Raw genomic sequence first — 13,422 nt, 5'->3', positions numbered from 1 at the left:
TAGAAATGGCACCCTGCGCTAGATAGAGATGACACCCCAGGCGTCGTCCCGCGGATATTGGTGGCATGGCTTTCCTGCGGGTCAGGAGAGCACGCATATGACGGTGCTGACGATGAGCCATGGCGAACTTTCGCGATATGATACGCTGTTGCGCGTGGAGCGGGGCGAGCTTCGGGTTGAGGACGCGGCCGGATTGCTGGGATTGAAGCGGAGGCAGATATTCCGATTGCTCAATCGACTGCGATCTGAAGGCGTATCCGGTCTGGTCTCGCGCAAGCGCGGCCGGCCCAGTAACCGGCGGTACAGCGATGCCATGCGCGATCAGATTGTGGCGATTGTGCGCGAACACTACGCGGATTTCGGTCCGACGCTCGCGCGTGAGTACCTGATCGAACGTCATGGGATCACGGTTGCATGCGAGACGCTTCGCCAGATCATGATTGCGGCGGGCCTATGGAAGGACCGCGAAGCACGGCGGCCGCGCCCTTATCAGCCGCGGTATCGCCGGGACTGCCGCGGTGAGCTGATCCAGGTCGATGGCTCGAAGCACTGGTGGTTCGAGGACCGCGGACCGCAATGCACGCTGTTGGTCTACATCGACGACGCGACCAGCGAGCTCATGCATCTTAAGATGGTCGAGAGCGAGAGTGCGTTCTCCTACATGGATGCGACGCGCGAGTACATCGAGCGGCATGGCAAGCCGGTAGCGTTCTATTCGGACAAGCACTCGGCGTTCCGCAACAACCGGGCTTCTGCCAATGGCGACGGGATGACCCACTTCGGTCGCGCGATGGAGGCTCTCAACATCGAGATCATCTGTGCCAACTCGCCACAGGCCAAGGGCCGCGTCGAACGGGCGAATGCGACGCTGCAGGACCGGTTGGTCAAGGCGATGCGGTTGGAAGGGATATCGACGATCGCCGATGCGAACACGTTCCTGCCCGGCTACATGGAGCGGCACAACGTGCGGTTTGCGAAGCCGGCGTTCGATTCGCGCGATCTACACCGGCCGTTGGCTCCACATGACGATTTGCGCACGCAGCTTGTCTGGCGTGAGTGGCGCACAGTCACGCAGGCGTTGGCGCTGCACTATAACAAAGCGCTGTTCATTCTCGAGCCGGACGAGATCAGCCGTGCACTCGCCGGCAAGCGGGTCGAGGTCTGCGAGTATCCCGATGGCAGCCTTGAGATCCGGCACGGCGACCATGTCCTGCCTTACCGGATGCACGACAAGATCAGGCAGGTAAATCAGGCGGCGATCGTCGAGAACAAACACCTCGACGCAGCGCTGGCGATGGCCAAGGCGATGCAGGCACTGCTGCCGCCGCGGAAGCGGAACAACAGCGAACCAAGCCGCCGATCGCAGGGTGCGCACATGTTTCCATCGCCTGCACAGCCGGACCAACCACCGGCCAAACGCAAGCGGGGTCGTCCTCCCCTTCCCCGGCTGACGCCTATCGAGGCAGCACAGCGCATGCTTGAGGGCTATTGAGGGGGCCCACTGCAAAGCAGCGGGTCCAAAGGCGCTACCAATGCCAGACCAGCGCAGAGGCAGGGGCTACGCTGCACAATACAGAAGGGTTCCGCGCAGCCCCTGCCGCAACACGCGGTGACATTTCTAAATAGATGAAATAGTGTCTTCTCTAACTTGCCCGAACAATAAACCGGTCCGGCGCCTCTGGTCATCCCTCCGCCAACATCCTATTCCCGAGCGCAGTTCCATTATCCGGGTTTCCACATGTCCTCCAGTGCCAAGGCGAGTCCCGCCGACATCATGCCCCTTGCCAATGTCATGGCCCGGCTTCGCGATCCGCAAACCGGCTGTCCATGGGATATAGAGCAGGATTTCGCCAGCATCGCGCCTTATACGATCGAGGAAGCCTATGAGGTCGTCGACGCGATCGAGCGTGACGATATGGCGGCGCTGCGTGACGAACTGGGCGATTTGTTGCTGCAAGTGGCCTTCCATAGCCGCATGGCTGAACAGAATGGGCATTTTGCGCTGCAAGATGTGATCGACGGCATCACCGAGAAGATGGTCCGCCGTCACCCGCATGTCTTTGGAGAAGGCGCGGCCCGCGAGGATGGCCATGCGCAATGGGAAGCGATCAAGGCCGCCGAACGCGCCGACAAGGACCCCGATCCCAGCGCGCTCGCAGGCGTCGCGGTTGCCCTGCCCGCCCTGCTGCGCGCGGAGAAGATTCAGAAACGTGCCGCGCGGACAGGTTTCGAGTGGCCCGATATCGGTGGCGTCATCGAAAAAATAGAGGAAGAATTGGACGAGGTGCGGGCGGCGACCTCTCCGGAGGATCAGGAAGAGGAAATCGGCGACCTGCTTTTTGCGGTGGTCAACCTCGCCCGCCATTTGAAGGTCGATCCCGAGGTTGCCCTGCGCGCCGCGAACGGCAAGTTCGAAAAGCGCTTCCGCGCCATGGAAGACATGGCAGGCGCAGATTTCCCCTCACTGCCTCTCGACCGGAAGGAAGCCCTTTGGCAGGAGGCGAAACGGCAGTTGAAGCGGACCTGATCCGCCCCGCCCTCAATTCGCCCGGCGCTTGAGGAAGCGCGCCAGCGCAGAGTCCGACAGGCGGACATCGACCAGCATAGCCTCACCCTCCGCGCGGCTGCCGATCACCTCGCCATGTTCGTGCAGCCAGGCCATGGCGGCGCCGTCGGCCAGCGGTACGCGCAATTGATGGATTTGCGCGCCCGCGGTCAACCGCGCGCTGATCGTCCTTTGAAGGCTGTCGACTCCCTCTCCCGTCAATGCCGACAGGATCACGACGTCGTCCCGTCGTGCCGCCGTCTCGCGGGCCAGCGCGGCCGCATCCTCATCCAACAGGTCAAGCTTGTTCCACGCCTCGATGATCGGCGGCGGCTCCTGGCCCTCGCCCGCCTCAAGCGCTCCCTCCCCTGCTACACCCAGTTCGCTCAGCACGTCGATGACGTCATCACGCTGCGCTTCGGTGTCGGGATGGGCGATATCGCGGACATGGACGATCAGATCGGCCGACAGCACCTCTTCCAAGGTTGCGCGGAACGCCGCGATCAGCTGCGTCGGCAAGTCGGAAACGAAGCCGACCGTATCGGAAAGAATAGCCTTGTCCAGGCCCGGCAGGGCGATCTGCCGCATGGTCGGGTCGAGCGTCGCGAACAGCAGGTCTTCGGCCATGACCTCGGCCCCGGTCATCCGGTTGAACAGCGTCGACTTGCCCGCATTGGTATAGCCGACCAGTGCGATCACCGGCCAGGGCGCACGTTGCCGCCGCGCCCGATGGAGACCGCGCGTCTTCGTTACCTGATCCAACTCGCGGCGGATCTTCGCCATGCGGTCGCGGATCATCCGCCGGTCGGCCTCGATCTGTGTTTCGCCGGGACCGCCCAGAAAGCCGAAGCCGCCCCGCTGCCGTTCAAGGTGGGTCCAGCTTCGCACCAGCCGTCCCGCCTGATAGTCGAGATGGGCCAGTTCGACCTGAAGCCGCCCTTCGTTGGTCGCGGCCCGTTCGCCGAAAATTTCCAGGATCAACCCGGTCCGGTCGATGACCTTGGTCTCGGTCGCCTTCTCCAGATTGCTCTGCTGCACGGGACTGAGCGCATTGTCGACGATGACCAGTTCGGCTTCTTCCATCCGGGCCAGGGTCGCGATCTGGTCCACCTGCCCGCTGCCGAACAGCGTCGCTGGCTTGCGGTCGCGCACGCGGAAGGCCTGCGCCGCGCGCACGTCGATTCCGATGGCGAGGGCAAGGCCCCTCGCCTCCTCCAGCCGCGCATCGCTGTCGCGACGTTCGGGTCCGTGGACATCGGCACGCACGACGATGGCGCGCGCACCGCGCGACACCTCGTCAGCAGAATCCCGGTTGAAAACAGCCATAGGGGCTTAACGCTTACGCCCCCGGTCCGTCTCATGGGAAGACGGGCGGGGACAAGAAAAAGCGATCAATCCTCGCCCTCGCCTTCGCCGGAGAGGTCGAGATTATGCAACGGCTGCACCGTCGAAATCGCATGCTTGTAGACGAGCTGGACCATACCGTCCCGCTCCAGCAGCATGCAGAAGAGGTCGAAGGCGGCGATTTCGCCCTGCAACATGACGCCGTTCACCAGGAACATGGTCACGGGGCTGCCGGACTTACGCACCGCGCTCAGGAAGATTTCCTGGAGCAGCTTCGACTTGCCGTTGCCGTCGCTGGCCTTGCGCAGATCGGTCAGATCCATCGGTTGTGCTGGCATGACGGTCGAGATCGCATGCTTGTACACCAGTTGCGACTGACCATCCCGCCGCAGCAGCACAGAGAAATTGTCGAACCAGGTGATGATGCCCTGCAACTTCACGCCCTTGACCAGGAACATGGTCACCGGGGTCTTGCTCTTGCGCAGGCTGTTCAGGAAGATGTCTTGGAGGTTATTCACTTTGTCGGCCATGGTCTTCACCATTCCTTTATTGGCGGGACGTTACCCGCTCTCGCACCCTTAAGCAGAGTGTCTTGCCTGCTCCCGCCTGTCGGAAGCAGGGCCAACCTACCGCAATTGCGAAGAGCCGTCCATGCCCTGAATGGCGAAAAGCCGCTCGGCCCGTCTCAACCGTCCTTCCCATCGGTGATGCCCAGCAGCTTCAACTTCCGGTGGAGCGCGGAACGCTCCATGCCGATGAAGGTCGCGGTGCGGGAGATATTGCCGGAAAAGCGCCTGATCTGGATGCGCAGATATTCCCGCTCGAAGCTTTCCCGCGCCTCGCGAAGCGGCGCGCCCATGATCGCGGACTGACCCATGCCTTCCGAACCGCCATTGCTGGTGAGTTCGGCAGGCAGCATGTCGAGCTCGATCCGCCCGATCCGTTCGCCCGGCGCCAGGATCATGGTGCGTTCGATGACATTGCGAAGCTGGCGGACATTGCCCGGCCATTCATTCGCCTGAAGCGCGGCCATGGCGTCGCTGGCGATTTCCGGCGGGGGAACCCGGCGATCGGCGGCAAAGCGCGCCAGATAATGTTCGACCAGCGGCGGAATATCGTCGCGCCGTTCGGCCAGCGGCGGAATGACGAGCGGGACCACGTTGAGGCGATAGAAAAGATCCTCTCGGAACCGCCGCTCCTCGATCTCCGTCGCCAGGTTGAGCGCCGTCGATGAAATGACACGCACGTCCACCTTCACCTGCCGCTGCCCGCCCACGCGGGTGAAGCTCTGGTCGGTCAGCACGCGCAGGATCTTGGCCTGCGTCGTCAGCGGCATGTCCGCGATTTCGTCCAGATAGAGCGTGCCGCCATGCGCTTGCTCCAGATAGCCGGGGCGCACCAGGCCGCTCGGGTCCTCGACGCCGAACAGCTCCTCCTCGACGCGATCGGGGTCCATGCGGGCGGCGGCAACGATGATGAAGGGGGCGTCGGCCCGCCCGCTCCAGCTATGGAGCATGCGCGCCGCCACTTCCTTGCCGACGCCGGCGGGGCCGGAGATCAGTACACGGCTGCCCGTGCCCGCCACCTTCTTGATCGTCGCCCGCACGGAATTGATCGCCGCCGATGTCCCGGTCAGTTCATCATCCTGCCCGAACCGTGCACGCAGCACCTGATTTTCGCGCCGCAGCCGCTCCGTCTCCGTCGCGCGCGACACCAAATGCAGCAGCCGGTCCGCCTCGAACGGCTTTTCGATGAAGTCCGCCGCGCCCTTGCGGATCGCGGCGACGGCGGTGTCGATATTGCCATGGCCGGAGATCATCAGCACCGGAATGGTCGCGTCGCGGCGCTTGATCTCCTCCAGCAGCTCAAGCCCGTCCAGCTTCGACCCTTGCAACCAGACGTCCAGCAGCACCAGCGAAGGGCGCCGCGCGTCCAGCGCCTCGATCGCGCTGTCGCTGTTCGCGGCGGTGCGGGTCGCGAAGCCTTCATCCTCCAGCACACCCGCAACCAGATCGCGGATGTCCTCTTCATCGTCTACTATCAGAATATCAAGCGCCATTGGCCGTCACTTTTCCTTTGGGCAAGGCGATCACCTGCCCCTCCTCCAATTTTTCGAGCGCGGCGACCGGGAAACGCAGCGTTACCCGTGCGCCGCCGCCTTCGGCATCGTCGAAGCGGATTTCGCCCATATGCTCCTCGACGATCTTCTTCACGATGGCGAGGCCAAGGCCCGTCCCCTTCGTGCGGGTCGTCATATAAGGTTCCAATATCCGTTCCCGTTCCGGCGGCAGGCCGATGCCGTCATCGCGCACCTCGATCAGCAGATGGCCGTTCTCATGATCCACGGTCATACAGACATGGCCCCGTACGTCGCCATCGTCCGCAGCCGGCTTGGGCTCGATCGCCTCCACGGCATTCTTGACGATATTGGTGAGCGCCTGTCCCAATTGCCGCCGGTCGCAGACCAGTTCGACATCGATGTCGTCCAACCGATATTCGAAGCGGATATCGGGATGTGCGACCTCATGCAGGAACAGCGCATGGCGGGCGATATCGTCGATCCGCTCCCGTCGGAACACGGGCTTGGGCATGCGCGCGAAGGAGGAGAATTCGTCCACGATCCGCCGCAGATCGCCCACCTGGCGGACGATGGTGCCGGTAAGGCGGGTGAAGGTCGCCTTGTCGCTCGTCACCTCCTCGGCATAGCGGCGTTGCAACCGTTCGGCGGCAAGCTGGATCGGGGTGAGCGGATTCTTGATTTCATGCGCGATCCGCCGCGCCACGTCGGACCAGGCAGCGCGCCGCTGGTCGGATAGCTGCTGGGTGATATCGTCGAAGGTCAGGATATGGCGCGAGGCATCCTCCGACACCTTGACCGCCAGCGTGCGTACATCGCCATGGGCGCGGATCTGAACGATCCCGGCGCCCTCCTCCGACGCGATCAGCGCCGCCAGTTCCGGCGACACGTCCGTCAACGGACGCCCGACAGGATCGTCGCCTTCACGCGCCAATATCGCCGCAGCAGAGCTGTTGAGCAGCAGGATGACCCCTTCCCGGTCCACGGACAGCACGCCCGCCGACACGCCTGACAGGATCGCCTCGATGAAGGCGCGGCGTTCATCGAGCTGGCTGTTAGCGGCCACCAGGGCGCCCGTCTGCGCCTCCAGCCGCTGGGTCATGCGGTTGAACGCCGACGCCAGCGTGCCGATCTCGTCGCGTGCCTGCGGGCTGGTTACGCGCGCCGACAGGTCGCCGGCCGTGATCCGTCGTGCCGCCATCACCAGTTCGTTGACCGGCCGCACCATCCAGTCGGCGACCTTGAGCGCGATATAGACCGCCACGCCGACGAGCAGCAGCGACCCGACGAACAGCATGATGTTGAAGCGCAGTTGCAAGGCGCGGGATTGCGCGGCGAAAATGTCGTAATCCGACAACACCTTCTGCGCCCGCTCGACATTGGAAAACGCCGTGGAACCCGAATCCCGCGTGGCGTAGAGATAGATTTTCGCGTTCGGATAAAGCAGCGTCACCGCCTCGATCTGGTTGGGCTTGGCCGCCACCACCACATCTTCGCCGGATGACAATCGTTTCACCACGTCGGGGGTGAGCATTTCCGACACGGGACGGCTTTCCGGATCGACTGTCGCCGCAGTGCGCGCCACGCCGTCCTTGCCGATCTCGATAATGGCCGACCGATTGAGCTTCCGGGTCACGACCTGATAGATATAGCCCTCTGCAAAGCGCGGGCTGGAGACGGTCGATTGGCTGAGATAGTCGCGCAGGTCGCTCGCCATGGTGACGGTTTCGTCCCGGACGTCGCGCAGATTCTGCTCATAATAGCCGCGCGCTAGGTCGCTCGCATTTTGCAGCATCCCGCGCGCGCTGTCGGAAAACCAGAATTGCACGCCATATTGGAACAGCAGTGAGGCGAAGATCACCACCAGCAGCATCGGCACGCTGGCGACGATGGAGAAGATCGCCACCAGCCGGACGTGCAACTGCCCGTCGCTGCCGATGGCCGATTGCGCCGCGCGCCGCTTCGCCACGCGCCGTCCCAGCAGCACGAGCAGCGCGATCGCGGGCACCAGATTGGCCACCAGCAACAATGCCACGATCGGCGGCGTGAGCAAGGTGTAGGATTGCCCCTGCCCGGTCAGCAGGAAATAAGTGATGCCTGCCATGCCCAGGAAAAGGATGAGCGTCACCGCCTCCACCACCGCGGCCAGGCGACGGCGCAGGAAGGGCGGGAAATGCCTTTTCCATGCCCGGCCACGCACCGGAAGAGTGACTGCGCCTTCCATAGTGGCTTGGTTACAACATTAATGTGCCCGATCAAACACAGTAAATGGCGCAGACGCAGCTTCCGGTCGAAAAGAGCGATCGGTTCGTCTTGTCGGGTTCCTGGTGACCCGAATCTGAAGTTCGTCACACTGCTGGGCCAGTGCTGAACGAACTTCAGATTCGCCAGGGTCACTAGCAAATATATGATTCTCGTGTGGTTTATGGATTTGAAATACGCTCCCCACCTGGCCGCTATGATGAGGCGTATTTCAAATCCACCACACTAGAGCGCGCTGCGTTAAATCGTACGCAAGCCGCGCGCTCTAAGTTTTGTTGTCGCATCGTTTTAAGCGCAAAACCGGTTCCCACTTTGCGCACGATGCTCTAGTCGCTGATCCGAAGCTGCAAGGGATCGAGTCCATAATCGGTCAGCTTCTTGCGCAGCGTGTTTCGGTTGATCCCCAACAGGCCAGCGGCGCGAATCTGGTTGCCATCGACACTGGCCAATGTTTCCTGGAACAGGATCGGCTCGACCACCGCCAATAGATCGTCATGCAGGTTGCGGTTGGGCTGGGTCAGGCCGACGCCCAATTGCCGCTTCGCCCATTCCCGCACGGCCTGCGCCAGCAGATCGGCCGGCGCGCCATGATCGGCGGGCACCGCGTCCAGCGGCAGGCTGTTGCGCAGGATTTCCGCCGTGATCACATTTTCGCGGCTGAGAACCGCGAGGCGCTGCATCAGATTCTGCAACTCGCGCACATTGCCCGGCCAGTGATAGGCCATCAGCAATTGCGCTGCCTCCTCCGACAATGATTTTCGTGGCAGCCCCTCCTGCGCCGCCCGGTCCAGGAAATGCCGGGCCAGCAGGATGACGTCCTCCCGCCGCTCGCGCAGCGCGGGCAAGGCGATCGGCACGACATTCAGGCGATAATAGAGATCCTGCCGGAAGCGATTCTCCTCGATCAGCTTCGGCAGTTCCTTGTTGGTGGCCGCGATGATGCGGACATTGACCTTCACCGATTTCGATCCGCCGACGGTCGTGACCTCTCCCGATTGCAGCACGCGCAGCAGGCGCGTCTGCGCCTCCATCGGCATGTCGCCGATTTCGTCGAGGAACAGCGTGCCGCCCTGTGCCTGTTCGAACTTGCCCGCGGTCCGCGCATGAGCGCCGGTAAAGGCCCCCTTCTCATAACCGAACAGCTCCGCCTCGATCAGTTCGCGCGGGATAGCGGCCATGTTGATCGGGACGAAGGGCTTGGTCCGCCGCTGGCCCAGGCTGTGGATCGCCTCCGCCACCAATTCCTTGCCCGTGCCGGACTCGCCCAGCACCAATATGCTGAGATCGTTCGACAGCACCCGCGCAATCGTCCGATAGACCTCCTGCATCGCCGGGGAGCGCCCCACCAGCGGCAGGCCGTCGTGCGGCAACCCCGCATCGGCCGCACCCTCATCGACATTCTTCCGGGAACCCAGCGCGTCGGAAACCGCCCGGGTCAGTTCATTGAGATCGAACGGCTTGGGCAGATATTCGAACGCCCCCTTTTCGGTTGCCCGGATCGCGGTGTTCAACGTATTCTGCGCCGACAGGATGATGACGCTGAGCGCGGGCCGGCGCTCCAATATCCCGGCAATGCCGTCCAGCCCGTCGCCGTCAGGCAGCATGACGTCGGTGATCAGCACATCGGGCGAGAAGCTCTCCAGCAAGGCGCTGCGTTCCCGGATCGATCCGGCCGTCTTGACCCTGTGCCCCTGCCGCCGCAGTGCTTCGCCGACAACCACGCAGATCGCCGGATCGTCATCCACCACCAGAATCGCGCCCGTCACCGCCATTGCCTCGCCGTCATCAACCCATTCCCATCGGCAGCAGGATACGGAAGGTGGATTCCCCCACTTGCCCATCGCGCGAATATTGCACGAACCCGTTCATGTCCCGGACCAACTTGTCCACCAGTGCAAGGCCCAAACCCGTTCCGTCCCGCCGCCCGGTGATGAAGGGATTGAACAGGTGATCCAGAATATGCTCGGGCACACCCGGCCCATTGTCGATCACCAAAATCTCGATCGGAAGCACCGCGCTGCCCTTGCCCTTGCCGACCACCACCGAAACACCGTGACGGAAAGCGGTCTCCACCCGGATACGCGGCTTTTCCGTATGCTCCAGTGCCTCGGCGGCATTTTTGAGCAGGTTGATCATCACCTGGACCAGCGCATCGTCATTGATGTTGGCAAATGGCAGGGATGGGTCGTAACTCTTTTTGATACGGATATTTTTGGCAAATCCGGCGGCCGCGATATCGGCCGCGCGGTCGATCAGCGGATAGATATTGCCGCTGCGGCATTCCAGCGTCCGGTCGGTGGTGAAATCCTGCATCCGATCGATCAGCGCCGCAATGCGATCCACCTCGTTGCAGATGAGCTGCGTCAAGGCCTGGTCCCGGCCCTCATTGCCGGATTCCAGCAATTGCGCCGCGCCCCTGATGCCGGACAACGGATTCTTGATCTCATGCGCCAGGATCGCCGCCGCCCCGATGGCCGAACGCGCGCCGCCGGCCGTGCCCCGATGCCCGATCTTGCGAGCCTGGCTCTGCGTGTGGATCGACACCACGCGCCAGCCTTCATGATCCACTATGGGGGAGATCATGAGGTCGACCTCCATCTCTGCCGTCCGCCCGGCATGGACGCGGATGTCATAGGCGGAGATCGGCTTGTTGCTGTGCCAGATATCGAAGCGCGCACCCATTTCCGCCATGCGGATGGTCCGCGCGATATCGCTGCCGACAATGGCGGACCGCGCCATGTTGAGCAGCGTTTCGGCCCGCACATTGGCGTCGGCGATGCTGTTGTCCGGCCGGATCACCAGCGTCGCCACCGGCAGCGCCGTCATCAGTTCCGAAAGCGAAGGTCCATCCTGTTGCGGTCGAAGCGACGGGATGGTCGACATATCCGCCGTCATGCCGCCTTGCGTGTCTCGACCGGCCCTTCGTCGGCGATCAGCGGTTCGTAGAAACGCGCCAGCATGTCGAGCACGACGTCGCCGTCCGGCTCCTGGTTCACCGCATTGCGGAACTCGGCCGAACCCGGCAGGCCCTTGGTGTACCAGCCGATATGCTTGCGCGCCATGTTGACGCCGGTCAGGCCGTCATAATGGTCGATCATCGCGCGATAATGTTCCACGATCACGCGATATTGCTCTTCCAGCGCGGGATCGGCCAGCCGCTCACCCGTGCGGAACCAGTGCATCACCTGCCCGATCAGCCAGGGCCGCCCATAGGCACCGCGCCCGATCATCACGCCGTCCGCGCCGCTCTGTTCCAGCGCCGTTTCCGCGTCATCGATGGAGCAGATGTCGCCATTGACGATCACCGGCAGCGACACCGCCTCCTTGACGCCGCGCACGAACGCCCAGTCCGCCGACCCCTTGTACATCTGGCAACGGGTGCGGCCGTGGACAGTGATCATCTTCGCGCCCAGATCTTCGGCAATCCGCGCCAGTTCCGGCGCGTTCAGGCTGGCATGGTCCCAACCCATGCGCATCTTGACGGTGACGGGCACGTCGACGGCCTTGACCGTCGCCTCGATCAGCGATGCCGCCAGCGGCAGGTCGCGCATCAGGGCGCTGCCCGCATCGCCGTTGACGACCTTCTTCACCGGACAGCCCATGTTGATGTCGATGATCGCAGCGCCCCGATCGGCATTGAGCTTCGCCGCTTCCGCCATCTCCCCGGGCGAACAGCCCGCAAGCTGCATCGACACCGGCTCTTCCAGCGGATGCCAGGCGGCCTTTTGCAGCGACTGCCGCGTTTCCCGGATCATCGCGGCGGTCGCGATCATCTCCGTCACATTGAGGCCCGAGCCATAGCGCCGCACCAGCGTGCGGAACGGCATATCCGTCACGCCCGTCATCGGCGCCAGCACGACCGGCATGTCAATCGTCACCGGGCCAACGGAAATCGGGGAAAGCTTCGTCATCAACTCGTCATCAATCCGGCAGTGCCTAAAAAACAGGCAGCCCTTAGCCGAAATCGCCCCTTTCGGCAAGCAATGCAGGTCTGGCGATCCGGCCCGCCCTGCGATACAGGCGCGCCATGACAGAAAAAACCGTCGCATTGCTGGTCGCAGCCGGACAGGGAAACCGCGCAGGCGGCGGGACTCCCAAGCAATTTCGCATGATCGGCGGCAAGCCGGTGCTTGCCCATGCCGTCGACGCCCTGATCGCCCATCCCGGCATCGACTCCGTGACGGTGGTGGTCGGCGCGGGACAGGAAGCCGCTGCCATGACCGCTCTCGCCGGTCGCCCCATCGCCGCCATCGTAGAGGGCGCGGACAGCCGCCGCGGGTCCGTCCGCGCCGGACTCGAACAGATCGCCTCTTCGGGCGGCGCCGGGCGCATCCTCATCCATGACGCCGCCCGCCCCTTCCTGCCCGCCGCCGTCATCGATCGCCTGCTCTCCGCGCTGGATGAGGCGGCGGGCGCCATCCCCGTGCTTCCGGTCGCCGATACCCTCGTCCGCCATCAGGACGGCCGCGCAGGCGACACGGTGGATCGCGATACCCTCGCCCGGGTACAGACTCCCCAGGCCTTCCATTTCGACACCCTGCTCTCGGCTCACCGCGCCTGGGACAGCCAGCGGGAAGCCACCGACGACGCGCAGATCGTCCGGCATCAGGGCCATGACGTCCTGCTTGTGACCGGCGATGAAAGGCTGGAAAAATTGACCTATCCAGAGGATTTCGTCCGCGCCGAGCGCGGCCTTGGCGTCACCCGCAGCACGCGTGTCGGCATGGGGTATGACGTGCACCGCCTGGCCGACCGGGAAGAGCTTTGGCTGGGCGGCATCCGGATGCCCCATGATCGCGGCCTTTCCGGCCACAGCGATGCCGACGTGGCACTCCACGCGATCGTAGACGCGCTGCTGGGAGCGCTGGCCGAAGGGGATATCGGCAGCCATTTCCCGCCCAGCGATCCGCAATGGCGCGGAGTCGCCTCCGCCCGATTCCTGGAATATGCCGCCGACCGTGTCGCGAAACGGGACGGCATCATTGAGCATATCGACCTGACGATCATCTGTGAGGCGCCCAAGATCGGTCCGCATCGCGACGCCATGCGCGCGCGCATCGCGGAAATCCTTGCCCTTTCGCTTGATCGGGTGAGCGTGAAGGCGACCACCACCGAGCGACTGGGCTTCGCGGGCCGTGGCGAAGGCATTGCCGCACAGGCTGTTGCCACCCTCTCCCTCCCCGCGCTATCCTGA

10 protein-coding genes are annotated in these 13,422 nt (G+C 63.5%); 3 read left to right on the top strand and 7 right to left on the bottom strand.

What is annotated here, in order from left to right:
- The first annotated feature begins 97 nt into the window (after positions 1–97).
- Positions 98–1,492 carry an ISNCY family transposase gene (locus YP76_RS06610; RefSeq protein ID WP_046762820.1) on the top strand — a complete coding sequence of 465 codons (1,395 nt, stop codon included), beginning with the start codon at positions 98–100 and terminating at the stop codon, positions 1,490–1,492.
- Positions 1,493–1,738: 246 nt separating this feature from the next.
- Entirely contained in the window at positions 1,739–2,527 is a 789-nt protein-coding gene (gene mazG / locus YP76_RS06605) for a nucleoside triphosphate pyrophosphohydrolase (protein WP_046762819.1), read from the top strand.
- Between the two features lie 12 nt (positions 2,528–2,539).
- On the opposite strand, the gene hflX is transcribed toward mazG, so the two are convergent.
- The 7 genes from hflX to dusB form a co-directional block, all read right to left on the bottom strand.
- Positions 2,540–3,871 (bottom strand): GTPase HflX, encoded by a 1,332-nt coding sequence (gene hflX, locus YP76_RS06600; protein WP_046762818.1) that lies wholly within the window; start codon positions 3,869–3,871, stop codon positions 2,540–2,542.
- A 65-nt stretch (positions 3,872–3,936) separates the two neighbouring features.
- Complete coding sequence (gene hfq / locus YP76_RS06595; RefSeq protein ID WP_269748622.1) at positions 3,937–4,431, bottom strand: RNA chaperone Hfq; 495 nt, start codon at positions 4,429–4,431, stop codon at positions 3,937–3,939.
- 143 nt (positions 4,432–4,574) lie between these two features.
- A complete protein-coding gene (gene ntrX, locus YP76_RS06590) occupies positions 4,575–5,948 on the bottom strand; it encodes a nitrogen assimilation response regulator NtrX (RefSeq protein ID WP_046762817.1) in 1,374 nt (457 codons plus the stop codon).
- The gene (locus YP76_RS06585) at positions 5,938–8,190 is read right to left on the bottom strand and encodes a HAMP domain-containing histidine kinase (RefSeq protein WP_046762816.1); all 2,253 of its coding nucleotides are present in this window, start codon (positions 8,188–8,190) and stop codon (positions 5,938–5,940) included. The genes ntrX and YP76_RS06585 overlap by 11 nt, the downstream gene beginning before the upstream one ends.
- 364 nt (positions 8,191–8,554) lie before the next feature.
- The gene (ntrC, locus tag YP76_RS06580; protein ID WP_046762815.1) at positions 8,555–10,000 is read right to left on the bottom strand and encodes a nitrogen regulation protein NR(I); all 1,446 of its coding nucleotides are present in this window, start codon (positions 9,998–10,000) and stop codon (positions 8,555–8,557) included.
- Positions 10,001–10,013: 13 nt separating this feature from the next.
- A complete protein-coding gene (locus tag YP76_RS06575) occupies positions 10,014–11,123 on the bottom strand; it encodes a two-component system sensor histidine kinase NtrB (RefSeq protein WP_046762814.1) in 1,110 nt (369 codons plus the stop codon).
- Positions 11,120–12,139, bottom strand: coding sequence for a tRNA dihydrouridine synthase DusB (dusB, locus tag YP76_RS06570; protein ID WP_046762813.1), 1,020 nt, complete (start codon positions 12,137–12,139; stop codon positions 11,120–11,122). Before dusB ends, YP76_RS06575 begins: the two co-directional genes overlap by 4 nt.
- A gap of 116 nt (positions 12,140–12,255) precedes the next feature.
- Between dusB and YP76_RS06565 the strand changes: the two genes are divergently transcribed.
- On the top strand, positions 12,256–13,422 hold the full coding sequence (locus tag YP76_RS06565) for a bifunctional 2-C-methyl-D-erythritol 4-phosphate cytidylyltransferase/2-C-methyl-D-erythritol 2,4-cyclodiphosphate synthase (protein ID WP_046762812.1): 1,167 nt from the start codon (positions 12,256–12,258) through the stop codon (positions 13,420–13,422).

It is taken from the genome of Sphingobium chungbukense (assembly GCF_001005725.1).
In the GTDB taxonomy this organism is placed as follows: Bacteria; Pseudomonadota; Alphaproteobacteria; order Sphingomonadales; family Sphingomonadaceae; genus Sphingobium; species Sphingobium chungbukense.
The sequence above is the reverse complement of the archived record's forward strand: the minus strand, read 5'-3'. Positions and strand labels throughout refer to the sequence as shown.